Below are 25,432 nucleotides of genomic sequence, written 5' to 3'. Positions count from 1 at the left end.
GGGTCGATCAGGGACGTGCGCCGTCAGGGACGCGCGCCGATCAACTCTCGCACGCGGGCGACGTGCTCGCCGAAGGCCGGATCGCCGCGCTCGCGCGGTCGGTCGACGTCCACGTCGACGACCTCGCGGACGCGACCCGGCTCGGCGGCCATTACCACGATCCGGTCCGCCAGCGTCACCGCCTCGGCGACGTCGTGAGTGACGAAGAGGACGGTCTTCCCCGTCGACGCCCACACGTCGAGCAGCTCGCGTTGAAGCATCTCGCGGGTCTGCGCGTCGACCGCGCCGAACGGCTCGTCCATCAACAGGAGGTGTGGATCGACCGCGAGCGCCCGCGCGATGGCGACGCGCTGTTTCATCCCGCCCGATAGCGACTTCGGATACGAGTCGCGAAACTCCGTCAGCCCGACGAGGTCGAGCATCTCGTCGACCCGCGCCGCGCGTTCGGCGGCTCCTCCGGACGGATCGCTCCGCTCCAGCCCGAATCCGACGTTCTCTTCGACGGTAAGCCACGGGAACAGGTGGTACTCTTGGAAGACGACGCCCATGTCGGTCGTCGGACCCGTCACCGGGGTCCCGCCGAGTCGAACCTCGCCGTCCGTGGCGTCGGCGAGTCCGGCGATGACCCGGAACAGCGTCGTCTTCCCGCAGCCGGAGGGACCGACGAGACAGACGAACTCCCCCTCCTGGACGGAAAAGGAGACGTCGTCGAGCGCGCGGACCGGGTCGCCGTCGCCATCGTAGGTCTTGCCGACTCGGTCGACGACCACGCCCGGATCGTCGTCCGCGCTGACCGCTGCCGGCTCCCCGTTCACGCCTGCCATGTCAACACCCGGCGTTGGATCGCGCGGAACGCCACGTCGACGAGGAGGTACAGCAGGCTCAACACGAGGATGTACGCGATCACCTTGTCGACGAGCAGGTTATTGCTCGCGCGCAGTATCTCTCGCCCCACGCCCGGCACGCCGAAGATCTCGGCGGCGACCACGAGCATCCAGCACCGACCGAGGCCGGTCCGGATCCCGATCGTGATCCCCGGCAGCGCGGCCGGGAGGACGACCGACCTGACCATGTCGAGGTCGCCGCGGATCCCGAGCGTCCGCCCCACGTCGATCAGGTCCTCGGAGACGCCCTCGACCGCGCCGTAGGCCGCGTAGAAGTTGATCCAGAACGCGCCGACGGCGATGATAAACGCCGCGCCGGCGTCGTTGATCCCGAACCACGCGATCGCGAACCCGATCAGCGCGAGCGGCGGGACCGGCCGGAGGGTTCGAACGAGCGGCGCGGTCAGGTCGTCCAGGAACCCGCTCCAGGAGAAGGCGACGCCGGCACCGACGCCGAGCCCGGTCCCAACCACCGTACCGGGAAGCCAGTGGCGGACGCTCGACGCCAGCGCCGCGGTCATCGTACCCGAGGCGAACTCCTCGATGAACCGGGCCCCAACCGCCGCGGGCGAGGGCAACACGTACGCCGGCTGCGTGAGCGAGACGAGATACCAGAGCACGAGGAAGCCGACGACCCCCGCGACGCCGCGGAGCAGCCGCATCGGATCGGCGAGACCGAGGCCGGCGTACGCCCCCGTGTCGTCCCTCCCGTCGAGCCGTCCCGAGGTGTCCGTGGCCATCAGAGCGAGTCGTAGACCTCGAGATCGAATATCTCGTCGTTCGAGAGCCGTTCGTCGATCTGGCCGTTGTCCGCCGCGAACTCGGAGAACACCGGCGTCGCGTCGGTGATCTCGGCGGGGTCCGTGACGAAGTTCGACAGCGGCGAGTCGAGCGCGCGCCGGGCGCGGTCGGCCGGCATCCCGATGCCCTCCTCGACGTGTCGGGCGGTTGCGTCCGGCTCCGCGCCGATGAACTCGGTGGCGCGGACGTGCCCCTCGAGGAACTGCGCGGCGAGCGGCGACTCGCGGACCTCGTCGCTCATCAGGGTGACCGCGGCCGGCTGGCCGGGGAGTATCTCCGCGGCGGTCCGGAGCATCGCCACGGAGGAGTCCTCGGCCTCCGCGATCGTCGGCACCGGCTCCATGATCGAGGTGCCGTCGATCTCGTCGTTGGCGATCGCCTGCCAGACCGCGCTCGCGCCGCCTATCTCGATGATCTCGACGGCGTCGTTCGTCTCGGGGTCGACGCCGACCTCCCGGAGCCAGTACCGGAGCAACACGTCCGGCACGCTCCCCTGTGGGAACGTGCCGAACCGGAAGGGACGACCGTGCTCCGTCGCCCACGTCTCGAACGCCTCCGCGCCCTCCGCCTCGAAGACGTCGTGGAACGAGGACTCGGCCATGATCCCCATCGGCTCGCGGACGTTCGCCGCGGTCACCTGCGCGGGGATCCCGCGGTCGATGACGATCATCGCGGGCACGATCCCGAACATCGCGACGTCGATGTCGCCGCCCCCGAACGCCTGGACGATCGCTGGACCGTCGGTGAACTCCTCGCCGGTGACCTCGGCGTCGACGTCCTCGAGGTACCCCTCACCCTCCATCACGTACCACTGGAGGTCCGGGTAGATCGGCATGTGCGCGACGGTCAGCTCGTCGAGTCCGCCGCCGTCGCCGCCGAGACATCCGGCGAGCCCGATCGTCGCCGTTCCGCCCGCGGCCGCCAGAAACGACCGCCGCGAGGCTCCCGCGTTTCGCTGGTTCATGCCGATCCAAGGAGGTCGAGGATCAATACCCTCGCGCCACCAGCAAGCGCCGACCGTACCGATGACGCGCTAGTCCACCGAGACCCGAGGACACTCGGTGCTCGACCTGGTTCTCCACCGATACCGCCGATCGGGGGCGTCCTCGATAGCCGTAAGGATTGCCGGTCTTCGAGATCGACCGCCTCGACTCGCCCCCGTTTATGTCGCCGCCGCCCGACCCTCCGACATGGTCTCGGATATCTTCGACCCCGACGCGTGGGAACCGGTCACGGACGAGTTCGAAGACGTGACGTACCACCGCGCCCGCGACGCGCCGGTCGTCCGGATCGCGTTCGATCGCCCCGAGGTCCGCAACGCCTTTCGACCGGGGACCGTCGACGAGCTGTACGCCGCGCTCGATCACGCCCGAAAGCGGGCCGACGTGGGCTGCGTCCTCCTGACGGGTAACGGTCCCTCGGAGACGGACGGCGGCTGGGCGTTCTGCGCCGGCGGCGACCAGTCCGTGCGGGGCGGCTCCGGATACGAGTATCGCGACGGCGACGAGGCGGACGAGGCGGACGACCCGCTCGTGCGCGAGGCGAAGGCGGGTCGGCTCCACGTCCTCGAGGTCCAGCGACTGATCCGGTTCATGCCCAAGCCGGTGGTCGCGGTCGTCCCCGGCTGGGCGGTCGGCGGCGGCCACTCGCTCCACGTCGTCTGTGACCTCACGCTCGCGAGCGACGAGCACGCGAAGTTCCTCCAGACCGACCCCGACGTGGCCTCCTTCGACGGCGGGTTCGGCTCCGCCTATCTGGCCAAGCAGGTCGGCCAGAAGAAGGCTCGCGAGGTGTTCTTCCGCGGGAAGACCTACTCCGCCGAGGAGGCCGTCGACATGGGGATGGCCAACGAGGCGGTCCCCCACGAGGAACTCGAGGAGGTCGCCTTGGAGTGGGCAGAGGAGATGACGAGCAAGTCGCCGACCGCGATGCGCATGCTGAAGTACGCGTTCAACATGACCGACGACGGCATGGTCGGCCAGCAGGTGTTCGCCGGCGAGGCGACCCGGCTCGCGTACATGACCGAGGAGGCCCAGGAGGGGAGAGACGCCTTCCTCGAGAAGCGCGACCCTGACTTCGGCGACTACCCCTGGCACTACTGACCCAGCTCCTGTGACCGTCCAACCTGCGGTCGGCGCGCCGGTGAGCGCCCGACGGGCGCGAACCCGACCGCGAGGGACGCCGCGAGCGGAGTGAGCGGCGAGGCTGGGGAGGCGTGAGGTGCGGGACTGTGCGGGTCGAGCCGGGCGGAGCTTCGGAGGGCGTGTTGTGGCTCCCGTCGCTCGCGAGTAGCGCATCACGGAACCGTGAGAGACGGGATTCGAACCACGGTCGCTCCCGTTCGCTCGCCGCGTCGCGGCTCGCTCACCTCCCGCTCCCTGCTTCGAATCCCTCCTGCCGAGTGCTGTCGCTCGCGAAGTGCTCGCGACAGCATGCGGGGGAAGGGATTCGAACCAACGAAAGACGGTCCGGGCATGCGGCTCGCTCCGCTCGCCGGTCCGGGCTGCGACTTTCTGGGTTCGAACCCTTCTGATCAGAGACCTGCGGCTCGCGGATTGCTCGCCGCAGGTATGCGGGGGAAGGGATTCGAACCCTCGAACCTCTACAGGAGCGGATCTTAAGTCCGCCGCTTTTGGCCAGGCTCAGCCACCCCCGCGCACCCATCGCTTCCGGTGGCGCGGTCAAACCCCTTTCGGATACGGCCGGCCTCCACCAGCCGATCCCTACCAGTCGACCGAGAGCGTCCCGTCGCCGTGCGGGTCCGGCGCGATCTCCTCGTCCGTCCGCCGGTCGACGACGTGGATGACGCCGCGCTCCTTCTTGGCCGGACACACCTCCGCGGCCCGGACGTTCTCCTCGAGGTCGTCCTCGCCGACGTAGTAGGTCCGCGGCTTCGCCATCCCGCTCACCACGTCCATCTCCCAGTTGTCGGCGACCTCCGCGCATTTCCCCGCGCCGAAGCACTTGTTGGCCTCGAAGACGATCTTGTACGGCTTCTCCTCGACCGGCGGTCCTTCGCCGCCGATGTCGCTCGCGGAGAGGACGCCGCCGTCGTCTCCGTCGGCGTCCCCCGCGTTGTCGTCGCTCATACCCGTCGATCGGTGACGACGGGACTTTCGTCTGTCGGTCGCGCGGCTCCCGGTCGCCGGCGAAGAGTCCGTATCGGTCGGGATCGGCCGCGAGACGCCGCCCCGTCCGGAGTCGAACGGTTCAAGTATTCGCTGGCTGTTCGTACGCACATGAAAGACCAGGGACGCTCCACGCGCAAGCGAACCGGCGGCCGACTGAAACACGCCTCGAACAAGAAGCGCCACCAGCTCGGCCGCGAGCCCGCCGAGACGACGGTCGGCGAGACCCGCGTTCAGTACATCGACTCCCGCGGCAACGAGCGGAAGGTCCGCGCGCTCGCGACGAACGTCGCGCAGGTCGCCGACGGCGACGAGGTCGTCGAAGCCGACATCGAGGACGTCGTCGAGAACCCCTCGAACGTCAACTACGTCCGCCGGAACATCGTGACCAAGGGCGCCGTCATCGAGACCTCGGAGGGACGCGCCCGCGTCACCTCCCGCCCCGGCCAGACCGGCCAGGTCAACGCCGTCCTGATCGAGTAGAGTCCTTCTCTCGGTCCGGATTTCCGGACCGTCGCGAGTTCGTGGACTCGTAGTCTCGACTTCGACCCACCCCGCACGACCCCGCCGGAAGACGGTCGCCTCGCTTCGCTCGGCGCTGCGACTTCCGTGCTCCCGCTCGCTATCGCTCGCGGGAACGCACCTCACGCCTCCCCAACCTCGGCGGGCGGACCGTCGCGGGCGAGCCGCGCCGGCCCGCCGCCTCCAGCGAGGGACCTTCGGTCCCTCTGGCAGCCGGCGCTACGCGCCGGCGACCTCGCGCGGGCTCCTCGCGCCCCGCCGGGCCGCTTGGAGACACACGCCGACCGCTTCCGTTCCGTGACTGCCGACCGATCTCAAGGTATTTGTCCGTCCCCGCCCCCGGTCGGGACGTGTACGTCGGCGTCGACGAGGCCGGAAAGGGACCCGTGCTCGGGCCGATGGTCGCCGCGGCGGTGCGCGCGGACCCGGGGAGCCTGCCGGCCGACGTCGACGACTCGAAGCGCGTCGCCCCCGAGCGACGGCGGGAGATCGCGGCGGAACTCCGCACGAGCGACGCTGTCGCCGTCGCGGTCGCGACGGTCGAGACCGCGGAGATCGACGCGCCCGACACGGACATGAACACGCTCACCGTCCGCGGGCAGGCGCGGGCGGTGCGGGAAGTGGCGCGGGCCGGCGACCGCGTCGTTGCCGACGCGGGCGACACCTCGGAGGCGCGGTTCGCGCGGCGGCTGCGGGAGTTCGTGACCGATACTGAGACCGTCGGATCCGTCAGCGTCGATGCCGCCCACGGCGCGGACGAGTCCGACCCCGTCGTCGGCGCGGCGAGCGTCGTCGCGAAGGTGGCTCGCGACGCCCGAATGACCGCCATCGACGCGGCGTACCCCGCGTACGACGGGATCGGAAGCGGCTACCCGAGCGACCCGACGACCCGTCGATTCCTCCGCGAGTACGTCGACGACCACGGCGACGTCCCGCCGCACGCCCGCCGGTCGTGGTCGACGTGCGCGGACGCGCTCGCGGCCGCCGAGCAGTCGGGACTCGACGAGTTCTGATCGCGCGCGCTACTCCTCACGCAGCGCCAGCGCCGCCAAAAGCGCCTCGAGTTGGACCTGTTCGTTCGCGCCCTCGGCGATCCGGTAGTCCGCCTCCCCGATCCGCTCCATCAGCCGGACCGCCTCGCGCTCGTGGAGGTCGAACTCCCACACCGACCGGTGGAGCTGGTCTATCACGTCGCCGCCGGCCATCCCGGTGTCGGTGAGTAACGTGTCGAGCGTCGCGCGCGCCTTGGTGAAATCGCCAGCCAGCGCGTCGGTCACCATCGACTCGATCTCCTCCGGCCGGGCGGTCGCCGTGATCGCGTACACTGCCTCCTCGTCGACCACGTCGCCGGTCGTCGCCGCGGCCTGAAGCGAGTTGATCGCCCGACGCATGTCGCCGTCGGCGGCGTAGACGAGCGCGTCGACGCCCTCGTCGGTCACCTCGATACCCTCGGCGGCGGCGATCTCGCGGGTCTGCGCGGCGACCGCCTCGTCGGAGAGCGGTGAGAAGCGAAACACCGCACACCGCGACTGGATCGGGTCGATGATCTTCGAGGAGTAGTTACACGAGAGGATGAAACGGGTGTTGTCGGAGAACTGCTCCATCGTGCGGCGGAGCGCTGACTGGGCGTCATCGGTGAGGCTGTCGGCCTCGTCGAGGAACACGATCCGGAAGTCGCCGCCGAACGACGATCGGGCGAACCCTTTGATCCGGTCGCGGACCACGTCGATCCCGCGCTGGTCGGAGGCGTTGAGTTCGAGGAAGTTGCCGCGCCAGTTGTCCTCGCCGTATATCTCACGGGCGATCGCGGTGGCGGCGGTCGTCTTTCCTACACCGGCAGGGCCGCTGAATAGAAGGTGCGGAACGTCGTCCTGGTCGATGTAGCTCTGGAGTCGCTCGACGATCGCCTCCTGGCCGTGGACGTCCGACAGCGATTGCGGGCGGTACTTCTCGATCCAGATCTCGCGTCCCGTCGCGGTCGCCGCCGGCGAAGACCCCTCGCTCATACACGGATCGAGGGGTCGGCGGGGTGATAAACGAACCGAGAACCCGACGGCGCGAGGTCGGTCACTCGCCCGCCCGCTCGTCCGGCACCGGCGGGGGAAGCCGTCGCTCGAGTTCGTCTCGGAACGCGGTCAGCGTCAGCACGTCGTCTTCGACCTCCTTCAGCGCGCTGCGCGTCTCCGAATCGATCCGCGGCGCGAGCACGAGCGCGGCGGCCCCTGTCGATGCGGTCCGCGTCCGCCAGCCGACGTACCGCTCGCCGAGCCACGCGGGCAGATCGGCGAGCAGTACGGCGTTGCGCCACGCGAACTCCCGGCTTCCCTCCAGCCCGAGGAGCATCAGTCGGTCGTCGAGCGGGTCGAAAAGCGCCTCCGCTCCGGAGACGCCTGCGGCGTCGTACACCGCGACGAGCGCCTCCTGAACGGCCGAAACGAGGCGGGCGAGGACTGCGTTGATCCGGTCGTGATCCGTCCGCTTACGGTCGCGGTCCGGATCGATACCCACGTCCCGGAGCGTGTACGTGAGGTCGTAGGTGATGTGGGCGTTGATCCCGGAGAGGGCGTCCTGGAGGACGAGGTTCTCCCCGCGGACCGCGGCCTCGAACCCCAGTAGCCACGCGTGCGGGAGCGATGAACTCCCGAACGCGCGGCGCTCGAAGGCGACGAGCGCCCGCCGGTAGCGTTCCGCGAACGCGACGAGGTACGACGCGACCCACTCCGAGTCGTCGAAGAATCCGGTCTCCAGCCCGTCGGCGACCGCCTCCGTCATCCGCGTGTACACCGTGAGAAACACCGCGCGCCCGTCGTTCCGTTCGCGCAGATACGTCTCGGCTCTGCTCAGCCGGTCGTCGACGTCCTCCACGGAGGCGAACGGCTCGGCGAGCAGATCCAAAAGCATCGCGTCCGGTTCGTCGTCGAGCTCCGCGGTGAGCGTCCCGACGTCCACGTCGGTCGCCCGCCGGTAGGCGCCGAACAGGGCTCTGATCTCGGCGGTCGTCGGAATCGCGGCGCGGATGGGACGCATGTGGTGTGAGCGGCCACGACGTGATGGCGAGAACCGTTCTCCCTTCGGTACACGGCCGGACACGAAAACGCTGGCGGCGATGACGTGGCGGCGATGACGACGATGGCGGTCGCGGCTCCGGCCGCCGATCTCCCGTCAGAGCCGCTGGAGCTCGTAGGCGAACACCCAGATCCCCATCAACACCCCGACGGGAACGACGACCTCGGCGACCTCCTCGGAGATCGGTAGATTCGCGACGTCGACGAGGAGCCGCGTCGTCGTCGCGGCGAGCTGGGCGAACAGCTCGAACTCCGCCCGGATCGTGTTCGTCAGCATCGACCCGACCACGAGCGTCACCATCGCCGCGATGCCGTGGATCGTCCCCCGAACATGTGGCATGCCCAAGGGATCTGCGACGGGTAGTATAGGGTTTTCGTCGAGAGGACACGGGGAAGGACGGGATGGGACGAGACGGGACGGAACGAGACGTGGTTCGTCACGGGCCGCCGACACGAGTCGTCGGCTCCGCCCGCGCCGACCTCACTCGAACTCGGCGATGAGCTCGGGGACGACGTCGAAGAGGTCGCCGACGATCCCGTAGTCGGCGATGTCGAAGATGGGCGCGTTCGGGTCGGTGTTGATCGCGACGATCGTCTCGGAGCCCTTCATGCCGGCGACGTGCTGGACGGCCCCGGAGATGCCGACCGCGATGTACACGTCGGGGGTGACGACTTTCCCGCTCTGGCCGACCTGCCGGTTCTTCGGAAGCCACCCGTTGTCGACGATCGGCCGGGAGGAGGAGAGCGTCGCGCCGAGCGCGTCGGCGAGCTCCTCGACGAGTTCGAGGTTCTCCTCCTCGCCGATCCCGCGCCCGACGGAGACGAGCACGTCCGCGTCCGCGATGTCGACGTCGCCGCCGCCGACCTCCTCGAAGCCCTTGACCCGCGCGCCCGACTCGGGCGTCTCGACGTCGACGGCCTCCACCTCGGCGTCGCCGACGCCCTCTGCGGGGGCGAACTCGCCGCCTCGCGCCGTGAGACAGAAGCGGTCGCCCTCGACGGCGACGGTCGTCTCGACCTTCGATCCGTACATCTCTCGGGTGACAGTCAGACTGTCGTCGTCGTACGCGAAACCGAGCACGTCGGTGACGAGCGGAAGGTCCAGCCGCTCGGCGATCGCGGGCGCGTAATCGAGGCCGTTGACGGAGTTCGGCGTGAGCACCGCGGTCGGGTCGATCCGGTCGACGAGCGTGTCGACGGCTGCCGCGTAGACGGTGTGATCGAACTCCTCGCCGTTCTCGACCGTGTGGATCCGGTCGACGCCCGGCCGGTTCAGTTCGTCCGCGAACCGCTCGACGTCGCCGGCGACGACGCCGACGTGGAGGTCGCCGCCGAGGGCGTCCGCCAGCTCCCGGCCGGCCGTGAGCAGTTCGAGAGAGACGTCGCGAAGCTCCCCGCGGCGGTGTTCGGAGACGACGAGCACGTCGCTCATTACGCGTCCACCCCCTTCTCTCGAAGGACATCGGCAAGGCGACCCGCGGCCTCGCCGGCGTCGCCTTCGATGATCTCCGCGTCGGAGTCGCTCTCGGGTTCGTACATCTCAGTCAGCGTCAGCGCGCTCTCGACGTCGGCGGGGGTGAGTCCGAGGTCACCCAGGTCCTTCGCGGCGATCTCCTTGCGCTGGGCCTGTCGGATCCCGCGAAGGCTGGCGTACCGCGGCTCGTTGAGCCCGGTCTGGACGGTCAACACGGCTGGCAGGTCCACCTCGGTCAGCTCCTCGATACCGCCCTCCAGCTCGCGGTGGACGTTCGCGACGCCCGCGTCGGCGTCGAGATCGAGGTCGTTGACGACCGCGGCGTGGTCGAACCCGATCCGCTCTGCGAGCGCGACGCCGGTCGCGCCGAAGGCGGTGTCGGCCGCCTGAACGCCGCTCAAGACGAGTTCCGGCTCCTCCTCGTCGACGACCGCCTCGAGGACGTCGACCTTCGAGGAGACGTCGGCGAAGGTCCCCTCGAAGGCGTCGTCCCACACGCGGACCGCGCGGTCGGCGCCCTTCGCGAGGGCCATCCGGATCGTCTCTTCGGCGCGCTCCGGGCCGATCGTGACGGCGACGACCTCGTCTGCGATCCCGGCCTCGGCGAGCTGGACGCCGGCCTCGACGGCGTAGTCGTCCCACTCGTTGAGGTCGTACTCGAGGTCCGACGCCGCGATGTCGGTCCCCTCGATCTCGAAGTCGTCGTCGGCCTCCCCGACCTCCTTCACGGTCACGAGGACTTTCATGAACGTTCCTCCGGCGGTCGTGGTGTAATGGTTTTCGGAACGCGTCCCGCCGCGACGCCGACGCTCGCCGGCGGAGATCAGCGGTGATTCGGTGCGGCTCTAGTCGTCCACGACGGCTCTAGTCGTCCGCGCTCGCGGGGTCGCCGCCGCCTCCCGCTCGGTTCGGGAGCATCGGGGTGCCGTCGGCGCGGGGACCCAGCCGTGGCCCGTGCGGGCCGTCGTCGGGGTCGATCCGTCGGCGCGTGCGGTAGTCGGTCGACCGCTCGACCGGAGTGCGGCCGATCGCCGTGATCATCTCGACGTAGTCGTCGAACGAGCGGTACTCGCCGTACTCGCCGCCCGCGCGCTTCGTGATCTCCTCGGAGAGGATCGTCCCCATGAAGTCGTCGGCGCCGCAGTTGAGGAGTTTGAGCCCGTGTTCGTCGCCGGATTTCACCCACGACGCCTGGACGTGATCGACGTTGTCCAAGAAGAGCCGCGCGACGGCGACGACCAGTTCGTCCTCGTCGCGGGAGGGACCGGAATCGACGACGCCCTGCCGGTACAGCGGCGTGTTCCGATGAATGAACGAGAGCGGGACGAACTCCGTAATCGAACCGATCCGGTCCTGGAGGTCGCGGATCACCTTCAGGTGCTCCGCGCGGTGTTCGACCGTCTCGACGTGGCCGTACATCATCGTCGAGGTGACGTCGAGGCCGGCGGCGGCCGCGCCCTCCATCGCCGCGACCCAGTCGTCGGTGCGTATCTTCCCCGGACAGATCACGTCGCGCACCTCGTCGACGAGGATCTCGGCAGCCGTGCCGGGCGCGGAGTCGAGCCCGGCGTCGGCCAGTTCGCGGTAGACGGACTCGTAGCTCCAGTCGGTCCCCCGTCTCGCGTGGTACGCCTCCTCCGGCGTCATCGAGTGGAGGTGGACGCCGCCGACCGACATCGCGTTCATCTGCTCGAGGTAGGTCCCCGGATCGATCGCGTACGCCTCGGGGGGCTTGTAGTTCACCGCGCTCGCGGGGTCGTCGTGTGCGGCGAGGATCTCGTGGTGCTCGTCGTTCAGCGCGAACGCCGGGTGGAGCCCGGAGACCGAACACACCTCGTAGATCCCCATCTCGAGGGCGTCCTCGACGATCGCCCGCGACTCCGTCGGCGTCTTCGTGAACCCCGCGTGCTCCGCGTCGCTTCCGGCCTCGAAGGCGTGTGCGCTGTCCTTGAAGTTACAGAACAGACAGCCCGTGTTACAGGCGGTGGTGACGTTGTTGTTGAGGTTGGCGACGAAGGTGACCTCGTCGCCGACCTCCTCGGCGCGGCGGCGGTCGGCGGCCTCCAGCACCGCCTCCTTTCGGTTCGGGTCGATCCCGTCGACGTCGGTCCCCGTCGCGAGCAGTTCCGTCGCGTCGTCGACGGAGAGCCGGATCCCGTCGCGGGCCTTCGCGAGGGCGTTCTCGAACGACTGGTCGGTCGCCGGCTCGGGGAAGCCGAAGTCGTTCGGGTCCAGGTCGGGATCCGTCGTCATCCCCCTACCGTCCCGGCCCCACGGATAAAAACGGGGCGGTCACGGCACCCGCCGGCAACGCCGATCGGTTTTTTTATTCCCCGCGGCTCCTCCGGGAGACGATGGTCGCCGCCGGTTTCCCGCTCGATCCGCCGACGTACGCCCTGTTCGTGCTGGCGGCGGCGACGCTGATCGTCACGCCAGGGCCCGACACGCTGTTCGTGCTCTCGTGTGGGCTCGAGGACCGAGGGGCCGGCCTCCGGGCCGCCCTCGGGGTCACGACCGGGATCCTCTTTCACACCGCGCTCGTCGTGATCGGCGTCGCTGCGGTGTACCGGGCCGTGCCTGGCGCGGAGCGGGTCGTCCGGATCGCCGGCGGGATCTACCTCTGTTATCTGGGCGTCGACACGCTCCGATCCGCCGGCGAGGAGGCGTCGTCCACGGGCGGCGACGGCGTCCGCGAGGGGTTCCTCGTCAACGCGCTCAACCCGCAGGTCGCGCTGTTCTTCCTCGCGTTCCTGCCGGGGTTCGTCGAAAGCGGCGGCGTCGGGATCGGTGGCGTCGACGGTGGCGTGTCCGGCGGTGTCGGCGTCGGGACCGGCGTCGAGGGGTGGGGTCTCGCCCCGCTCGGCGGATTCGGCGCCGAGAGCGGGGCCATCGCGCTCCTCGGCGTCACCTACGCCTCGCTCACGGCCGCGTACCTCGGCGTCGTCGCACTCGTCGCCGATGGGGCCGCGGGGGTGCTCCGGTCCGAGGCGACCGGCCGCCTGCTGGACCGGGTCGCGGGCGCGATCCTGCTCCTGCTCGGCGCGTGGGTGCTCCTCGGGTGAGCGGTCGCCAGGTGAGTGATCACTGGGTGCGCGGGAGAGGATCTCACCGAACCGGCACGCCGGTCCACCCCTCTCGGCCCCGCCGGTCCGACTCGGCCTCGGCGCGTTCCCGAAGCCGTCGGATCCGGTCGGCGGTCGGCGGGTGCGTCGAGAGCCAGCGCTCGAGCGGATCGCCCGTGTCGCGGTGGGTCGAGAGCGGAGCGAACGGCCAGGACGGGTCGCTCGCGCGCTCGATCCGGCGCAGCGCCCGAGCCAGCGCGAGCGGGTCGCCGGTCACCTCCGCCGCCCGGTCGTCGGCCGCGAACTCCCGCCTGCGCGAGCGGGTTCGCGCGAGCAGCGTCGCGAGGACGAACCCGGCGACCACTCCTCCGGCGAGGAGGCGATGGAGCCGCGCGAATGCGCCCGAGCGATCGCCGGGTCGCCCGCGGATCCACGCCGATCCCTCCGCTAGTCCGGACAGCGCCAGCAGGGCGGGGAGCGTCGCGAGCGCGACGAGGCCGATGACGCTTCGCCCGAGGCCGTCGATCATCGCGGCCGCGAGCCCGTCCCTCGTCTCGAGATGTGCGAGCTCGTGTGCGAGGATCCCCTCGAGTTCGGGCGGCGACAGCAGCCGGAAGAGCGACCGGTCGATCACGAGTGCGTCGCCGCCGGAGCCGCCGACTGCGAACGCGTTCGGGGCTCGCGCGTCCGCGACGTACAGCGTCGGGCGGTCGACGTCCATCCGCTCGACGAGCGCGTCGAGCCGGCGGTGGAGTCTCGGGGCGTTCGCCCGGGGGATCGGGTCGGCGTCGACGGCGTCGAGCAGCCGCGCCGCCCCGAACCGGTAGCTCAGGTACGCGGAGCCGAGCGCGGCGGCGACGAGCAGCACGACCGACTCGACGGTTCCCGGTCGGAGCGCCCAGAGCGCGCGGAGCGCCCGGAGGACGACGAGCGCCGCCGCGAGGTACCCCGCGAGGAGGACGACGCCGACCGTCGCCGTCGCGAACCGGAAGGCGAGCCGGGTCATGCGCTCTCTACGCGCCGCAGGGACAAAACCCGTCGCGTCGTGCCGGAGGGAAAGCCGTAATCCCTCGGGGGAGAAAGCGAGTCGTCATGGACCCACGCGTACGCGAACACGCGGAGACGATCGCGAACCACTCGACCGGCATCGAGGCCGGGGACGACGTCGTCATCCAACTGCCGGCCGAGGCCGAGGACCTCGCGGTCGCGCTCCACGAGATCTGCGGCGACCGCGGGGCGAACCCGGTGTACCTCAACTACTCGAAGCGGGCGGACCGCGCGTTCAAACGCGCCGCCGACGGCTTCGAGGAGCCCGCTCACCGGCGCGCGCTCTACGAGGAGACGGACGTCTTCGTCATCGCCCGCGGCGGAGCGAACGTCACGGAGGGCGCCGACGTGGACCCCGAGACGAACGCCGCGTACAATCGCGCGATGGAAGAGGTGAAACGCGAGCGCCTCTCGAAGACGTGGTGTCTCACGCAGTACCCGACCTCCGGACACGCCCAGCTCGCGGGGATGAGCACCGAGGCGTACGAGGACTTCGTGTGGGACGCCGTCTCGCTCGACTGGGAGGCCCAACGCGAGTTTCAGGCGGAGATGGTGGAGATCCTGAACGACGCCGAGGAGCTCCGGATCCGCTCAGGCGAGGAGACCGACCTCACCATGAGTCTCGCCGGTAACACGGCCCTCAACGACTACGGCGAGGCGAACCTCCCCGGCGGCGAGGTGTTCACGGCCCCGATGCGCGACAGCGTCGACGGCGAGGTCCACTTCGACCTCCCGCTGTACCGATACGGCCGCGAGATCGACGGAGTCAGACTGCGGTTCGAGGACGGGAGAGTCGTCTCACACGCCGCCGACCGAAACGAGGACCTGTTGACCGGGATCCTCGACACCGACGAGGGATCGCGACACCTCGGCGAGCTCGGGATCGGGATGAACCGGCAGATCGACCGGTTCACCTACAACATGCTGTTCGACGAGAAGATGGGCGACACCGTCCACATGGCGGTCGGGTCCGCCTATCCGGACACGGTCGGCGAGGGGAACGAACTCAACGAATCCGCCGAGCACGTCGACATGATCGTCGACATGAGCGAGGACTCGGTCATCGAAGTCGACGGAGAGGTCGTCCAGCGTAACGGCACGTTCGTGTTCGAAGACGAGTTCTGACCGGAGACGAATTCTGACGGGACACGAGTTCTGACCGGAGACGGAGCGACTGGCGGTGCGGGAGGCGGCGTTTCGGAACCGGGGTCGGAATCGATCGGTCTCGTCCTCACGGTTCGTCGGGATCCTCCTCGGAGTCGTCGCTCGCGTCCGTCTCGAGCGGGTCGGGTCCACTCCCGACGTGACGAGCGTACGGGAAGCAGGCGAACGCCAGCGCCCCGAGCGTGTCGTATCCCAGATCGGAGATGGTGTCCGTGAGGTATCGCTCGATGCTCCATCGGACGTAGAACTCTCGGAAGGCGTATTCGTACACCTCGAAGACGGCACCGATCGTGAACACGAGCGCGGGCAGGAGCGAGAAGAGGCGCCTCGGAGTCGTGAACGCCGACGGTCGCAACAGGTAGACGATCCCCGCGACGCCGAACCCGGACAGCGAGTGGGTCACCGCGTCCCAGAACCAGTAGCGCGTGTACGTCCCCCACGCCAACCCGAGGAAGTGGAACGTCGTGACGGCGAGCGAGAGGAAGGCGATCGCGATCCAAGCGGGCCGCCACTCGGGACCGGACGCGACCCCCGAGACGATCCGCGACGGGATCCCCTCCGCGGGGTCCCGGCTCGCGAGCGACCGGCGAGTCTCACTGAGCGTTCCGCTGCCGGCGGCGAGAACCGAGACGGTCGCTCCGAAGACGATCGTGGCACCGACGACGACCATCACGCCACCGTGACCGGGCGTGTACACGACGAGGAGCGAACCGATCCCCCACAGCGAGACGAGCAGCGCGAGCGCGAGCCAGACGTCGTACCAACGGCGATCGGGAGCGGTGTTCAACAGTCCGAGAAGGACGAGGATCCCGACCAGAACCACTTCGAAAGCCGCGCCGAACGGAACGATCCCGAAGATCAGGAGTCCGCCGGTCGCCGCCCACTGAATCCGCCGATCGTTGCGCCACGCTCCGACGACCGCGATCGACGCGACGATCGGGATCGCGACGACCGAGACGGCGAGCGCTATCGTCCCGACGGGAGTCGACGGAAACCCGTCTGCGGCCGTCGTCGTCCCGGTGACGAGGGCCGCGGACGTGAGGACGGCCATCGGGATCGCGAGCAGCGTGGGGAGGGCGCGGAGGCTTCGACGGAGGGTGCCTCGTACGTCGGCGGTTTCGGACACGTCTCGGACTCGTCGAAGACGGTATTAAACCTGATCAGCGGTCGGCGCATACGTTTATCCGGTGACGCGACCAACGAGGAGGTATGCCCGAGGAAGTCCTCTTCGAGTCGGAGAGCCGTCGAAGCCGCGAGGAGATCGCCTCGTACCTTCGGACCGTCGCCGACTCGCTCGAGTCCGGTAACGCGATCACGCTGACCCGCGGCGAACAGTCGGTGACGATGGATCCACCCGCGCGGCCCACCTTCGAGGTGAAAGCCGAGCGAGAGGGTCCGGCCGGGGGTCCCGGCGAGTTGAGCGTCGAGTTCGAAATCGAGTGGGACGAGGACAACGCCGGCGGCGACGACGGCGGGGACCTCGAGATCGAGTAGCGTCGGGAGAAGGCGAGATCCGGTCGATCCGTCAGGGAACGTCCGTCGAGATCTCCGCGAAGGCGTCCTCCGCCGAGAGCCGGTCGAGGGTCTCGTCGACCTCCGCGCGGACCGCCCCCATCCGATCGACGAGTTCGTCGTACTCCTCGGTGTCCGTCGTTCCGGCGGCCTCCAGCGCCGCCTTTTTCGAGGCGAGCGCGAAGAACCTCTGGCTCCGTTCGTCGAAGGCGGCGCGCTCTAAGAGCACCTCCACGAGCGCGATGAGGTCCTCGTGGGTGACGGGTTTCGTCTTGTAGTCGTCGAACGGCATGTCGACGATGTCGACGTCGGGTTCGACCGCGGTCAGCATCGCGACCCGGGCGTCGTATCCCGCAGAACGGATCTCGGAGAGCACCTCGTGACCGGAGAGGTCCGGCATCCGCCGGTCGAGGAGTACCACGTCGACGTCGTCGTCCATCTCCTCGAGGGCCTGCTCGCCGCTCGTGGCGAGTCGGACGTCGTAGCGTCCGTCGAGGTAGACGCGGTACAGCTCGGCGAGGTCGGGCTCGTCGTCGACGGCGAGGACCGTCGGCGTCGATCCGTCGGAGGACGATCCGTCGGAGGACGATCCGTCCGTCATCGTCGTACGGGCGCGTCGAGGTACTCTCGTTCCGCGTCCGTCGACGCGGCGCGTTGTGAAACGGCTCGTCCGCTCATACGAGACGGTACGGACGGGAGCGGTATAAACCTCGTCGGCCAGGTCTCAGGTCGGATAATCGGAGTCCGCGCGGAAAACCCTCCCGACGCCGCCGCCGGCCCGCCGTGACCCAAAGGCACATTTACGCGCGTGCCGTACCGGGGATAACGAATGTCTCATAGCCCCTCACTGCCGGACCGCCCTCGTCTCGAACTCGATCCGGAGATGAGCGAGGCGGAGCGGCTCGAGGCGATCCGGCAACACTACCGGCGGATCGTCCACGTGAACGACGAACTCGAGGACCGCCTCGAGGACGCGCAGGGACGCCGGGGCGACCTCAAAACCGACGTCGACGAGCTGAAACGCGAGAACGAGGTGTTGAAGACCTCCTCTCTGTACATCGCCTCAGTCGAGGAGATGACCGAGGACGGCGTCGTCATCAAACAGCACGGCAACAACCAGGAGGTGTTGACGCAGACGGCGACCCGCCTCGACGCCGACCTCCGACCCGGCGACCGCGTCGCGATCAACGACTCCTTCGCGATCCAGCAGGTGCTCGACGACGAGACCGACTCCCGCGCGCAGGCGATGGAGGTCACCGAATCGCCCGACGTCGAGTACGCCGACATCGGCGGCATCGACGAGCAGATCCGCGAGGTTCGCGAGGCCGTCGAGGACCCCCTGGAGAACCCCGAACAGTTCGAGACCGTCGGCGTCGAGCCGCCGAGCGGCGTGCTGCTTCATGGCCCGCCGGGGACGGGCAAGACGATGCTGGCGAAGGCGGTCGCCAACGAGTCCGACGCGACGTTCATCAAGATGGCCGGCTCCGAGCTGGTCCGAAAGTTCATCGGCGAGGGGTCCCGGCTCGTCCGCGACCTCTTCGAGTTGGCCGCCGAGCGCGAGCCCGCGGTGATCTTCATCGACGAGATCGACGCGGTCGCCTCGAAGCGGACGGACTCGAAGACGAGCGGCGACGCCGAGGTCCAGCGGACGATGATGCAGCTCCTCTCGGAGATGGACGGCTTCGACGAGCGCGGGGAGATCCGCATCATCGCCGCCACCAACCGATTCGACATGCTCGACGAGGCGATCCTTCGGCCCGGTCGGTTCGACCGGCTCATCGAGGTTCCCGAGCCCGATACCGAGGGCCGCGAGCGTATCCTCGAGATACACTCCCAAGAGATGAACGTCGCGGACGACGTCGACGTGAGCGAGGTCGCGGCGGACCTGGAGGGGTACAGCGGCGCGGACATCGCCTCGGTCGCGACCGAGGCGGGGATGTTCGCGATCCGCGACGATCGCACCGAGGTGGTCCAGGAGGACTTCGAGCGCGCCCGCGAGAAGCTCCAGGACGTCGAGGGCACCGACGAGCAGGTCATCCACTACCAGTACTGAGCGTCGAGCGATCTCCGGGTGGCCGTTTTTGAGGCACCAGCCGTTCGTTCGTGTGTAGTCGCTGCCGTCAGCGCGAAGAACACCTCCAAAGCCCCAGCCGCGAGGCGGGCGCAGGCGACACAAGCACCGCAACGAGAGAGTGAGCGAAGCGAACGATCGAGTGAGGAGCGCAGCGAGCGTGCGCCCGCCTCGCGACTGCCCCTTTGAGTCCCACCCCACACCGCGACCGCACCTCACGCCTCCCCAGCCTCGTCGCCGGACTACGTCCGGCTGCCAGAGGCGCGTAGCGCCTCGCTGCGGCTCCTTTCAGTCGCCGCGTCCCTCGCGGGCTCCTCGCGCCCCTTCGGGGCACTCGCAGGCGCGCCACCGCTACGTTTTCAGGTTCGGCTTCGGACCGTCGTCAACTCGGACCCGGTTCGTAACCCCTTAGCGCCCGCGTCGTCGACTCCACGCCGATGAACACCATCCACGTCGCCGGCGGCGTCGGCGTCGCCGACACGCCGATGGCCTCCTACGACGCCGCGCTCGCGGACGCGAACCTCCACAACTACAACCTCGTCGCCGTCTCCTCGGTGATCCCCGCGGAGGCGACCGTGACGCGGGTCGATTCGGTTCCGGACCTCGGGCCGGCGGGGAACGCGCTCACCGTCGTGGAGGCGCGCCGGACGGTCGGGCCGGGGGACGAGGTCGATTTCCGCGAGGGCGGCCGCGCCGGCGCGGAGGACGCCGCCGACAAGCGCGCCCCCCGACGACGGCCGGACGTCGCCGCCGGACTCGGCTGGGCGACCGGTCCCGGACCGGGGATCTTCTACGAAGTGACCGGGGAGGACTCCGAGGCGGTCCGCGACCGGATCCACGCCGGATTGGACGACGGTTCGGCGCTGCGCGAGTGGGACCTCGCCGATCGGGAGACGCACGTCGAGACTGCGACCGCCGAGCCCGACCGATACACCACGGCGGTCACCATCGCCGCGTACGGCGAGTCGGAACCGATCCTCTGAGGTCTCGCCAAGATTGATTGGCGTCGCCCCGGTATTCCGTTTCGACGGAGACCGATGGTACTCGAGAACGTGACGCGGTACGACCGGGATCGGGCGTCGACGCTCGGGAGCCGGGCGGTCGTCCTCGGCGGGAGCGTCGCCGGCCTGTGTGCGGCGCGCGTGCTCGCGGACGCCTTCGATGAGGTGGTGGTGCTGGAGCGGGACCCGATCCCGGAGACTCCGCGTCCCCGCGACGGCGCGCCCCAGACGCGACACCCGCACGCCATGCTGGAGGCCGGTCGGGCGACGATCGCGGACCTGTTTCCCGGCTTCGGCGAACGGCTCCTCGAAGCGGGAGGGTTGCTGATAGACGCCTCCCGCGAGATGCGCTACTACGACGGCGGCGACTTCCTCGCGGATCCCCCCGGCCGGTTCCCGATGTACTGTGCGAGCCGGGCGCTGTTCGAACACGCGATCCGCGAGGGGATCGATCGACTGCCGTCGGTCACCCAGCGCGGGGACTGTGTGTTCACGAGCTACGAGACCGACGACGACGGCGGCGTCACGGGAATCGAGTTCCGCGACGAGCGCGGCGAGCCGACGACGCTCCCGGCCGACCTCGCCGTCGACGCGACCGGCCGCACGAGCCGGACCCCCTCGTGGCTCGAGGAACACGGGTACGAACCACCTCCCACCGAATCCGTCGAGGTCGACGTGACCTACAGCACGATCCGGGTCGAACGTCCCGAGTCGGCTCGGCACGCGCTCGTCGTCCCGCCGGACCCGCCGCGGACGCGCGGGGCCGCCGCGATCCCGATCGAGGACGGCCGGTGGGAGGTGATCCTCCAAGGACTCCACGGCGACGACGCCCCGACCGATCGCGAGGGGCTCGTCGCGTTCGCGGAGAGCTTCCCCGTCGCCGAGGTCGCCGAGGTCGTCCGCGACCGCGAGTGGAGCGAGGAGCGGATCCATCACTACCCGTTTCCCTCGAGCGTACGCCGCCGGTACGACCGGCTCGACCGGTTCCCCGACGGGCTGGTCGTCACCGGCGACGCGGTCGCGAGCTTCAACCCGATCTACGGGCAGGGAATGTCCGTGGCGGCGCTCGACGCGCTGGTACTCCATCACGCGCTCGCCTCCGGCGGTCTCGACGGCCTGGCCCCGCGGTTCTTCGACCGCATGGCGGCGATCGTCGAGGCGGTCTGGCGGGTCGCCGTCGGGGCCGACTTCGCGTTCGAGGCGACCGACGGGGCGAAACCGACCGGGACCGACTCGTTCAACCGGTACGTCGACCGGCTCGTCTCGACGGCACACGACGACGGGCGGGTGACGGACGCCTACTACCGCGTCTTTCGACTCGAGCGGGAGCCGACCTCGCTGTTGCGGCCGGGCGTGCTGTGGCGCGTGTTGGTTCCCTGAGAGGGCGGCACCGCGAGCCGAGCCGTCGCCGACGCGGGGGGATCGCCGTCGCCGACGCCTTTTTGACTCGGGTCCGCGTACACCGGGTGTCTTCGATGAACGGCAACAACCCGTACGCCGGACCGCCGGGCGTCACCGACGCGGGCGAGCCCGCGCCGGTCGACCTCTCCCCGGAACAGGAACGGCGACTCAGGCGGACGGTGGCGGGGATCGTCTCCCGTACCGAATCGTATCTTCCGGACGGCTACGCGGTCGGATCGGAGCTCTCGGTCGGAACCGACGGCCCCCAGGCAACCGTCGCCGTCAACCCGCCGGCCGGCCACCCCGTCACCGCGGGGTTCACGCCGGACCTCGACGAGCTCGAGGCCGGGATCGCCGACTCCGACGCCGACGAGGTCGCCCGCGGGCTGGCCGCCAGCGCCGCGATCCAGGTCATGGACGCCGTCGGCGACGTGACGCCGACCGCGAAGTGATCGCCTCGAGAACGGTTCCGACGTAGCCGCGAAACGGGATCGACGGAAAACGTCTTCACACCGGCCGAGAGACCTCCGGCGTGAACGGGCTCGAGATCGGTCTCCGACTGCTCGCCGGAGTCCTGCTCATCCTGACCAACGGCTTCTTCGTCGCGATCGAGTTCGCGCTGACCCGCGTCCGGCAGTACCCCGAGTCGGCGTTCGACACGCCGGGGTTACGGAGGGCCTGGGAGATGACCGAGGACCTCGAGATCTATCTCACGAGCTGTCAGGTCGGCATCTCCGCGACGAGCATCGCCGTCGGGATCGTCGCGGAGCCGGCACTGGCGACGCTGATCGAACCGTTCTTCGAGAACACGCTCCTGGCGTCGATAGGGGCCGGCGGGATCGTCGGCTTCCTGATCATCAACCTGCTTCACCTGACGCACGGCGAGCAGACGCCGACGTACCTCGGCGTCGAGCGGACGCGGTTCGTCGCCCGCTACGGCGCGAGACCGCTGTACTGGTTCGCGAAACTCATCTCCCCGATGATCGCGATCGGCGACGGCGTCGCCAAGTGGACGCTCGGGCTCTTCGGGGTCGAGATGACCGGCGCGTGGCTCGAGGCCGAGTCCGACCGGATCGAGTCGCGGGCGGACCTCCGACACCGGCTCGGCTCCGTCCTCGACCGGGGGGGCCTCCCGGAGGAACGCAAGACGGAGATACTCAACGCGCTCACCGTCGGCGAGCGTCCCGTGAGCGAGGTGATGACTCCTCGCGACGAGGTCGTGTTCCTCTCGACGACCGCGTCGATCGAGGAGAACCTCGATCGGATCGGCGGCAGCCCGCACACACGATTCCCGCTGATCGGCGACGACCCGGCGGACTTCCGCGGGATCGTTTACGTGCCCGCGGTCGTCGACCGGATCGACGCCCTGCGGGAGGGGTCGACGAACCTCGAGGAGGTCGCCGCGGATCCGATGACGGTCCGCGCGGACACGCCGATAAGCGAGGTCGTTGACCGCTTCCAGGCGGAACGCCAGGAGCTCGCGCTCGTGTGTGATGACGGGGATCAGAGCGTGCTGGGACTGGTGACCGCGACGGACGCCCTCGAGGCGGTAATGGGCGAGATCGAGGACCCGCTCGACGTCGCGTTGGGGGGACGGCCGGAGGGGGGCGAGTCAGGAACGTGATCCTCAGAACGCGGACGACACCCGACGCGTGAACACGCCGAACGCGAAGGCGAGCGTCCCGAACACCGGAACCGCCAGGACCCAGAACGCGACGGCTCCGTGCCGGCGTCCCGTATGGAGAAAATCGACGAGGCACTTAATACGGCCTCGGTCTGCGAGAACCTACCGGCTCTCCCTTTGCTCCGCCTTGTTCCGGTAGCTGAAATCCATAATACACCCTGTGCCCGCCACGGGGAAATCCGTGGGTAATAGTGGGTAACACATATCAGCGGTGGGTCCGTACCGTTCGTCGATGAAAGTCGACGCGACAGACCTCAAAACAAACGAGACGGACGACCGAGGTCGAGTCTACCTCGGCACCGAGTACGCGAACAAGCGCGTAACCGTCGCAGTCGTTGAGGTAGAGTCAGACCGACCGGACGACGACGAGGTGGCAGCCGCCTATCGGGAGGCCTCCGAGAGCGCGGAGGCACTCGCCGAGGAGTGGGGCGAAACGTCCGACGAGGCGTGGGAAAGCCTCGATGAGTGACGGCACGGACGTGCGACGGGGCGACGTGGTTATCGTTCGACTCGACCCCGCTGAAGGACACGAGATGAAGAAGACGCGCCCGGCCGTGGTCGTTCAAAACGATATCGGAAACCGGAACTCCAGTACGACCATCGTCGCGCCCGTCACGGGGACCTACCGCGAGTATCCGTTCGAGGTGTTCGTCGAGGAGGACGGGTCACCGCTCGAAAAGAATTCGTCGATCCGGCTCGACCAGATTCGAACCGTCTCGGTTCCAGAACGGATTCACTCGGTCGTCGGTTCACTCGACGGACCTACGATGGCTGAAGTCGACGAGGCGTTACAGCTGAGTCTCGGCCTCGACTGAGCTACCGGCTCTCCCTTTGCTCCGCCTTGTTCAACTCGATCAGGAGCCTGAAGATCGCCTTCACGAGGTTCACGTCGACGTCGAACTGCTCGGCGTTCTCGCCGGCACGGTCCATCACGCGGGCCTCCTGTGACTCGTCGGTGGTCGGGAGGTCTCGCTTCTCTTTCACCTGCGCGACCGTGTCCGCGACGTACGTTCGGCGGGCGATCAGTTCGACGATCTCGTGGTCGATGTCCTCGATCTCCCGGCGGAGTTCGTCGAGGCTCATCTCTTCGGGGTCGGATGTGTCAGTGCTCATGGTGAATCACCGGCGTACGCGCCGTCGTTTCGCGTCGTCGTCCGTCGAAGGGTTCCCGGTCGGTCGCCCCACACCTCCGCGAGGGCGTCGAGGTCGGCGTCGGGGTCGGTCGCGTCGGCGACGGCGACGACGCTCGGACCGGTCCCCGAGAGCGACACCCCCGACGCGCGGGGCATCGCCTCGACGGCGGGGTCCGTCTCGAAGCCGAGCGCGGCCGAGAAGGCGAGCCCGTTGACGGTCATCGCCTCCGCGTAGCGCCCCTCCTCGGCCAGGTCGGCGACGAGATCGGCCATCGACGCGACGGCCCCGCAGCGCTCGACGTCGGCGTCGGCGCTGTAGGCCCGCTCGGGCGGGGTCCAGACGAGGACGTCCCAGTCGACCGGGTCGCGGGCGCGGAGGCGGTCCTCGCCGTTGTCGGTGAGACAGATGCCGCCCAGCATCGAGGCGGTCGCGTCGTCGAACGCGCCGGTGACGGTAACGCCGGCCTCGCGGGCCGCGCGGACGCCGAGCCGGCAGGCGTCGAGCCGGGTCACGTCGACCGCGGGGTCGTCGGCGTCGCCGACCGCCAGTCCGAGCGCGTCGCAGGTCGCGAGGACGGTCGCGTTGGCGGCCGCGCTGGAGCTTTTGAGCCCCGCCGCCAGCGGCACGTCGCTGTCGGTCCGGACGATCCCGCCCTCGCCGTCGCCCCACCGATCGGTCGCGAGCGCGACGCAGCGCTCGACGAGCGCCGTGTCGCCGTCGGGGTTCTCCGCGATGGTCCCCTCGACGGCGTCGGCTTCGGAGTCGAGTTCGACCGTCGCGCGCGTCTCGACGTCGAGCCCGAAGGCCGCACCGGTCCCCGTCGCCAGGGCGTTCAACACGGTTCCCGCGCCGAGCGCGGCCGCCCGTCCCTCCATACACGCACTCGCGCCGAGGGCCCTCAAAGGGTTAGCGGTCGCGGCGAGGCTGTCGAGGGTGCCGGGACGACGCTTCGCTCCGGTTCGGCGAGGTCCATCGCGCCCGCGAGCGCGGTCCTTTTCACGTCGGCGGCCGGAGCGACCGACATGTCCGCATCCGCACCCGGCGACGTCCCGCCGACCTCGATCGGCGTCGACCTCCGCGAGGAGGGCGTCGTCGTCGAGTACCTCGACGGTCGAACCACGCTGTACCGCGGCGTCCCCGAGTCGGTCGAGGGAACCGTCACCGCGGGGCCGGGCAAGGAGACGCACGTGCTCGTCACCGACCCGACCGAGACCGAGGGCGTGATGACGTACGTGAACGACTACAACACCGGCGAGGAGATCCTCCGCGACTCGGGCGTCGGCCGCGTCGTGGTCGACTCCGACGAGACCGACGAGGTGTTCCCCGGCGTGATCGTCGGCCGCGACGGCCAGCGCAACCGGGTGACCGCCGACCCGGAGGTCGCCGGCGGCCGCGTGTTCGTGTTCGTCGAGGACGGCTGGATCGAGGAGAGCTACGAGATCGTTTCCGGCCCCGAGGAGGGCCTCGACGCCCACCGCTGAT

Annotated in this window: 29 protein-coding genes and 1 tRNA gene; 14 read left to right on the top strand and 16 right to left on the bottom strand. The window is 69.3% G+C overall.

Translation table 11 applies throughout. The features are described from left to right. Positions 1 to 23: 23 nt before the first annotated feature. The 3 genes from FN829_RS04310 to FN829_RS04300 are packed head-to-tail and all read right to left on the bottom strand — an operon-like array spanning position 24 to position 2,649. Positions 24 to 824, bottom strand: coding sequence for an ABC transporter ATP-binding protein (locus FN829_RS04310; protein WP_142985762.1), 801 nt, complete (start codon positions 822 to 824; stop codon positions 24 to 26). Further along, the gene (locus FN829_RS04305; protein ID WP_142985761.1) at positions 812 to 1,624 is read right to left on the bottom strand and encodes an ABC transporter permease; all 813 of its coding nucleotides are present in this window, start codon (positions 1,622 to 1,624) and stop codon (positions 812 to 814) included. The genes FN829_RS04310 and FN829_RS04305 overlap by 13 nt, the downstream gene beginning before the upstream one ends. Next, positions 1,624 to 2,649: an ABC transporter substrate-binding protein gene (locus FN829_RS04300; RefSeq protein ID WP_142985760.1), complete on the bottom strand. Its 1,026-nt coding sequence runs from the start codon at positions 2,647 to 2,649 to the stop codon at positions 1,624 to 1,626. Before FN829_RS04300 ends, FN829_RS04305 begins: the two co-directional genes overlap by 1 nt. Before the next feature lie 226 nt (positions 2,650 to 2,875). On the opposite strand from FN829_RS04300, the gene FN829_RS04295 reads away from it, so the two are divergent. Next, the gene (locus FN829_RS04295; protein ID WP_142985759.1) at positions 2,876 to 3,787 is read left to right on the top strand and encodes a 1,4-dihydroxy-2-naphthoyl-CoA synthase; all 912 of its coding nucleotides are present in this window, start codon (positions 2,876 to 2,878) and stop codon (positions 3,785 to 3,787) included. Between the two features lie 469 nt (positions 3,788 to 4,256). Here FN829_RS04295 and FN829_RS04290 read toward each other — a convergent pair. Both FN829_RS04290 and FN829_RS04285 read right to left on the bottom strand, forming a co-directional pair. Beyond that, positions 4,257 to 4,341, bottom strand: a tRNA-Leu gene (locus FN829_RS04290). Positions 4,342 to 4,408: 67 nt separating this feature from the next. Further along, positions 4,409 to 4,774, bottom strand: a complete 366-nt coding sequence (locus FN829_RS04285; protein ID WP_142985758.1) for a ferredoxin — start codon at positions 4,772 to 4,774, stop codon at positions 4,409 to 4,411. Between the two features lie 150 nt (positions 4,775 to 4,924). Between FN829_RS04285 and FN829_RS04280 the strand changes: the two genes are divergently transcribed. Together FN829_RS04280 and rnhB are read left to right on the top strand one after the other, a co-directional pair. Beyond that, positions 4,925 to 5,296: a 30S ribosomal protein S8e gene (locus tag FN829_RS04280; RefSeq protein WP_066411517.1), complete on the top strand. Its 372-nt coding sequence runs from the start codon at positions 4,925 to 4,927 to the stop codon at positions 5,294 to 5,296. A gap of 389 nt (positions 5,297 to 5,685) precedes the next feature. Further along, a complete protein-coding gene (gene rnhB, locus FN829_RS04275; RefSeq protein ID WP_142985757.1) occupies positions 5,686 to 6,348 on the top strand; it encodes a ribonuclease HII in 663 nt (220 codons plus the stop codon). A gap of 9 nt (positions 6,349 to 6,357) precedes the next feature. Here the strand turns inward: rnhB and FN829_RS04270 are convergent, their stop codons facing one another. From FN829_RS04270 to cofH, 6 genes are all read right to left on the bottom strand, one after another. Further along, positions 6,358 to 7,341 carry a replication factor C small subunit gene (locus FN829_RS04270; RefSeq protein ID WP_142985756.1) on the bottom strand — a complete coding sequence of 328 codons (984 nt, stop codon included), beginning with the start codon at positions 7,339 to 7,341 and terminating at the stop codon, positions 6,358 to 6,360. A gap of 61 nt (positions 7,342 to 7,402) precedes the next feature. Next, the gene (locus tag FN829_RS04265) at positions 7,403 to 8,362 is read right to left on the bottom strand and encodes a DUF5995 family protein (protein WP_142985755.1); all 960 of its coding nucleotides are present in this window, start codon (positions 8,360 to 8,362) and stop codon (positions 7,403 to 7,405) included. 135 nt (positions 8,363 to 8,497) lie between these two features. Continuing rightward, positions 8,498 to 8,740 (bottom strand): hypothetical protein, encoded by a 243-nt coding sequence (locus FN829_RS04260; protein WP_185955675.1) that lies wholly within the window; start codon positions 8,738 to 8,740, stop codon positions 8,498 to 8,500. Positions 8,741 to 8,881: 141 nt separating this feature from the next. Next, positions 8,882 to 9,832 carry an electron transfer flavoprotein subunit alpha/FixB family protein gene (locus FN829_RS04255; protein WP_142985754.1) on the bottom strand — a complete coding sequence of 317 codons (951 nt, stop codon included), beginning with the start codon at positions 9,830 to 9,832 and terminating at the stop codon, positions 8,882 to 8,884. Next, positions 9,832 to 10,620, bottom strand: coding sequence for an electron transfer flavoprotein subunit beta/FixA family protein (locus tag FN829_RS04250; RefSeq protein ID WP_142985753.1), 789 nt, complete (start codon positions 10,618 to 10,620; stop codon positions 9,832 to 9,834). Before FN829_RS04250 ends, FN829_RS04255 begins: the two co-directional genes overlap by 1 nt. 118 nt (positions 10,621 to 10,738) lie before the next feature. Then, positions 10,739 to 12,127, bottom strand: coding sequence for a 7,8-didemethyl-8-hydroxy-5-deazariboflavin synthase subunit CofH (gene cofH / locus FN829_RS04245; protein WP_142985752.1), 1,389 nt, complete (start codon positions 12,125 to 12,127; stop codon positions 10,739 to 10,741). Positions 12,128 to 12,228: 101 nt separating this feature from the next. Here cofH and FN829_RS04240 point away from each other — a divergent pair, with 101 nt between their 5' ends. After that, on the top strand, positions 12,229 to 12,936 hold the full coding sequence (locus FN829_RS04240) for a LysE family translocator (protein ID WP_142985751.1): 708 nt from the start codon (positions 12,229 to 12,231) through the stop codon (positions 12,934 to 12,936). Positions 12,937 to 12,979: 43 nt separating this feature from the next. Here the strand turns inward: FN829_RS04240 and FN829_RS04235 are convergent, their stop codons facing one another. Next, on the bottom strand, positions 12,980 to 13,942 hold the full coding sequence (locus tag FN829_RS04235) for a M48 family metallopeptidase (protein ID WP_142985750.1): 963 nt from the start codon (positions 13,940 to 13,942) through the stop codon (positions 12,980 to 12,982). An 86-nt stretch (positions 13,943 to 14,028) separates the two neighbouring features. Between FN829_RS04235 and FN829_RS04230 the strand changes: the two genes are divergently transcribed. Continuing rightward, complete coding sequence (locus FN829_RS04230) at positions 14,029 to 15,108, top strand: aminopeptidase (protein ID WP_142985749.1); 1,080 nt, start codon at positions 14,029 to 14,031, stop codon at positions 15,106 to 15,108. Positions 15,109 to 15,214: 106 nt separating this feature from the next. Here the strand turns inward: FN829_RS04230 and FN829_RS04225 are convergent, their stop codons facing one another. Further along, entirely contained in the window at positions 15,215 to 16,273 is a 1,059-nt protein-coding gene (locus FN829_RS04225; RefSeq protein ID WP_142985748.1) for a hypothetical protein, read from the bottom strand. An 83-nt stretch (positions 16,274 to 16,356) separates the two neighbouring features. Between FN829_RS04225 and FN829_RS04220 the strand changes: the two genes are divergently transcribed. Then, the gene (locus FN829_RS04220; protein ID WP_142985747.1) at positions 16,357 to 16,641 is read left to right on the top strand and encodes an amphi-Trp domain-containing protein; all 285 of its coding nucleotides are present in this window, start codon (positions 16,357 to 16,359) and stop codon (positions 16,639 to 16,641) included. A 31-nt stretch (positions 16,642 to 16,672) separates the two neighbouring features. Here FN829_RS04220 and FN829_RS04215 read toward each other — a convergent pair whose 3' ends face one another. Beyond that, positions 16,673 to 17,260 (bottom strand): response regulator, encoded by a 588-nt coding sequence (locus tag FN829_RS04215; protein ID WP_142985746.1) that lies wholly within the window; start codon positions 17,258 to 17,260, stop codon positions 16,673 to 16,675. A 228-nt stretch (positions 17,261 to 17,488) separates the two neighbouring features. Here FN829_RS04215 and pan2 point away from each other — a divergent pair, with 228 nt between their 5' ends. The 7 genes from pan2 (at position 17,489) to FN829_RS04180 (ending at position 23,631) form a co-directional block, all read left to right on the top strand. Next, positions 17,489 to 18,712: a proteasome-activating nucleotidase Pan2 gene (gene pan2, locus FN829_RS04210; RefSeq protein ID WP_142985745.1), complete on the top strand. Its 1,224-nt coding sequence runs from the start codon at positions 17,489 to 17,491 to the stop codon at positions 18,710 to 18,712. Between the two features lie 455 nt (positions 18,713 to 19,167). Further along, a complete protein-coding gene (locus tag FN829_RS04205) occupies positions 19,168 to 19,713 on the top strand; it encodes a pyruvoyl-dependent arginine decarboxylase (protein ID WP_142985744.1) in 546 nt (181 codons plus the stop codon). Positions 19,714 to 19,767: 54 nt separating this feature from the next. Further along, positions 19,768 to 21,111 carry an FAD-dependent oxidoreductase gene (locus tag FN829_RS04200; RefSeq protein ID WP_142985743.1) on the top strand — a complete coding sequence of 448 codons (1,344 nt, stop codon included), beginning with the start codon at positions 19,768 to 19,770 and terminating at the stop codon, positions 21,109 to 21,111. A gap of 95 nt (positions 21,112 to 21,206) precedes the next feature. Then, positions 21,207 to 21,584 carry a DUF5811 family protein gene (locus FN829_RS04195; RefSeq protein ID WP_094534549.1) on the top strand — a complete coding sequence of 126 codons (378 nt, stop codon included), beginning with the start codon at positions 21,207 to 21,209 and terminating at the stop codon, positions 21,582 to 21,584. 80 nt (positions 21,585 to 21,664) lie between these two features. Then, positions 21,665 to 22,756, top strand: a complete 1,092-nt coding sequence (locus FN829_RS04190; RefSeq protein ID WP_142985742.1) for a CNNM domain-containing protein — start codon at positions 21,665 to 21,667, stop codon at positions 22,754 to 22,756. A gap of 292 nt (positions 22,757 to 23,048) precedes the next feature. Continuing rightward, positions 23,049 to 23,285, top strand: coding sequence for a hypothetical protein (locus FN829_RS04185; protein WP_142985741.1), 237 nt, complete (start codon positions 23,049 to 23,051; stop codon positions 23,283 to 23,285). After that, positions 23,278 to 23,631, top strand: a complete 354-nt coding sequence (locus tag FN829_RS04180; RefSeq protein ID WP_142985740.1) for a type II toxin-antitoxin system PemK/MazF family toxin — start codon at positions 23,278 to 23,280, stop codon at positions 23,629 to 23,631. The genes FN829_RS04185 and FN829_RS04180 overlap by 8 nt, the downstream gene beginning before the upstream one ends. A gap of 1 nt (position 23,632) precedes the next feature. Here FN829_RS04180 and FN829_RS04175 read toward each other — a convergent pair whose 3' ends face one another. Next, a complete protein-coding gene (locus FN829_RS04175) occupies positions 23,633 to 23,929 on the bottom strand; it encodes a chorismate mutase (RefSeq protein ID WP_142985739.1) in 297 nt (98 codons plus the stop codon). Further along, positions 23,926 to 24,825 (bottom strand): shikimate kinase, encoded by a 900-nt coding sequence (locus FN829_RS04170; protein WP_142985738.1) that lies wholly within the window; start codon positions 24,823 to 24,825, stop codon positions 23,926 to 23,928. The genes FN829_RS04175 and FN829_RS04170 overlap by 4 nt, the downstream gene beginning before the upstream one ends. Before the next feature lie 147 nt (positions 24,826 to 24,972). Between FN829_RS04170 and FN829_RS04165 the strand changes: the two genes are divergently transcribed. After that, positions 24,973 to 25,431 carry a DUF5796 family protein gene (locus FN829_RS04165; protein WP_142985737.1) on the top strand — a complete coding sequence of 153 codons (459 nt, stop codon included), beginning with the start codon at positions 24,973 to 24,975 and terminating at the stop codon, positions 25,429 to 25,431. Position 25,432: the final 1 nt, after the last annotated feature.

Source organism: Halorubrum cibi (assembly GCF_900182635.1).
GTDB classification, from domain to species: domain Archaea; phylum Halobacteriota; class Halobacteria; order Halobacteriales; family Haloferacaceae; genus Halorubrum; species Halorubrum cibi.
This window is presented reverse-complemented; position numbering and strand designations above follow the sequence as displayed.

Coding starts and splice junctions, on each gene's coding strand:
- FN829_RS04170 (WP_142985738.1), bottom strand. CDS start 24,825: ATGGAGGGACGGGCGGCCGCGCTCGGCGCGGGAACCGTGTTGAACGCC.
- FN829_RS04305 (WP_142985761.1), bottom strand. CDS start 1,624: ATGGCCACGGACACCTCGGGACGGCTCGACGGGAGGGACGACACGGGG.
- FN829_RS04300 (WP_142985760.1), bottom strand. CDS start 2,649: ATGAACCAGCGAAACGCGGGAGCCTCGCGGCGGTCGTTTCTGGCGGCC.
- cofH (WP_142985752.1), bottom strand. CDS start 12,127: ATGACGACGGATCCCGACCTGGACCCGAACGACTTCGGCTTCCCCGAG.
- FN829_RS04250 (WP_142985753.1), bottom strand. CDS start 10,620: ATGAAAGTCCTCGTGACCGTGAAGGAGGTCGGGGAGGCCGACGACGAC.
- FN829_RS04175 (WP_142985739.1), bottom strand. CDS start 23,929: ATGAGCACTGACACATCCGACCCCGAAGAGATGAGCCTCGACGAACTC.
- FN829_RS04310 (WP_142985762.1), bottom strand. CDS start 824: ATGGCAGGCGTGAACGGGGAGCCGGCAGCGGTCAGCGCGGACGACGAT.
- FN829_RS04180 (WP_142985740.1), top strand. CDS start 23,278: ATGAGTGACGGCACGGACGTGCGACGGGGCGACGTGGTTATCGTTCGA.
- FN829_RS04255 (WP_142985754.1), bottom strand. CDS start 9,832: ATGAGCGACGTGCTCGTCGTCTCCGAACACCGCCGCGGGGAGCTTCGC.
- FN829_RS04195 (WP_094534549.1), top strand. CDS start 21,207: ATGAACGGCAACAACCCGTACGCCGGACCGCCGGGCGTCACCGACGCG.
- FN829_RS04270 (WP_142985756.1), bottom strand. CDS start 7,341: ATGAGCGAGGGGTCTTCGCCGGCGGCGACCGCGACGGGACGCGAGATC.
- FN829_RS04205 (WP_142985744.1), top strand. CDS start 19,168: ATGAACACCATCCACGTCGCCGGCGGCGTCGGCGTCGCCGACACGCCG.
- FN829_RS04220 (WP_142985747.1), top strand. CDS start 16,357: ATGCCCGAGGAAGTCCTCTTCGAGTCGGAGAGCCGTCGAAGCCGCGAG.
- FN829_RS04165 (WP_142985737.1), top strand. CDS start 24,973: ATGTCCGCATCCGCACCCGGCGACGTCCCGCCGACCTCGATCGGCGTC.
- FN829_RS04215 (WP_142985746.1), bottom strand. CDS start 17,260: ATGACGGACGGATCGTCCTCCGACGGATCGTCCTCCGACGGATCGACG.
- pan2 (WP_142985745.1), top strand. CDS start 17,489: ATGTCTCATAGCCCCTCACTGCCGGACCGCCCTCGTCTCGAACTCGAT.
- FN829_RS04230 (WP_142985749.1), top strand. CDS start 14,029: ATGGACCCACGCGTACGCGAACACGCGGAGACGATCGCGAACCACTCG.
- FN829_RS04280 (WP_066411517.1), top strand. CDS start 4,925: ATGAAAGACCAGGGACGCTCCACGCGCAAGCGAACCGGCGGCCGACTG.
- FN829_RS04265 (WP_142985755.1), bottom strand. CDS start 8,362: ATGCGTCCCATCCGCGCCGCGATTCCGACGACCGCCGAGATCAGAGCC.
- FN829_RS04200 (WP_142985743.1), top strand. CDS start 19,768: ATGGTACTCGAGAACGTGACGCGGTACGACCGGGATCGGGCGTCGACG.
- FN829_RS04240 (WP_142985751.1), top strand. CDS start 12,229: ATGGTCGCCGCCGGTTTCCCGCTCGATCCGCCGACGTACGCCCTGTTC.
- FN829_RS04235 (WP_142985750.1), bottom strand. CDS start 13,942: ATGACCCGGCTCGCCTTCCGGTTCGCGACGGCGACGGTCGGCGTCGTC.
- FN829_RS04285 (WP_142985758.1), bottom strand. CDS start 4,774: ATGAGCGACGACAACGCGGGGGACGCCGACGGAGACGACGGCGGCGTC.
- FN829_RS04260 (WP_185955675.1), bottom strand. CDS start 8,740: ATGCCACATGTTCGGGGGACGATCCACGGCATCGCGGCGATGGTGACG.
- FN829_RS04295 (WP_142985759.1), top strand. CDS start 2,876: ATGGTCTCGGATATCTTCGACCCCGACGCGTGGGAACCGGTCACGGAC.
- FN829_RS04185 (WP_142985741.1), top strand. CDS start 23,049: ATGAAAGTCGACGCGACAGACCTCAAAACAAACGAGACGGACGACCGA.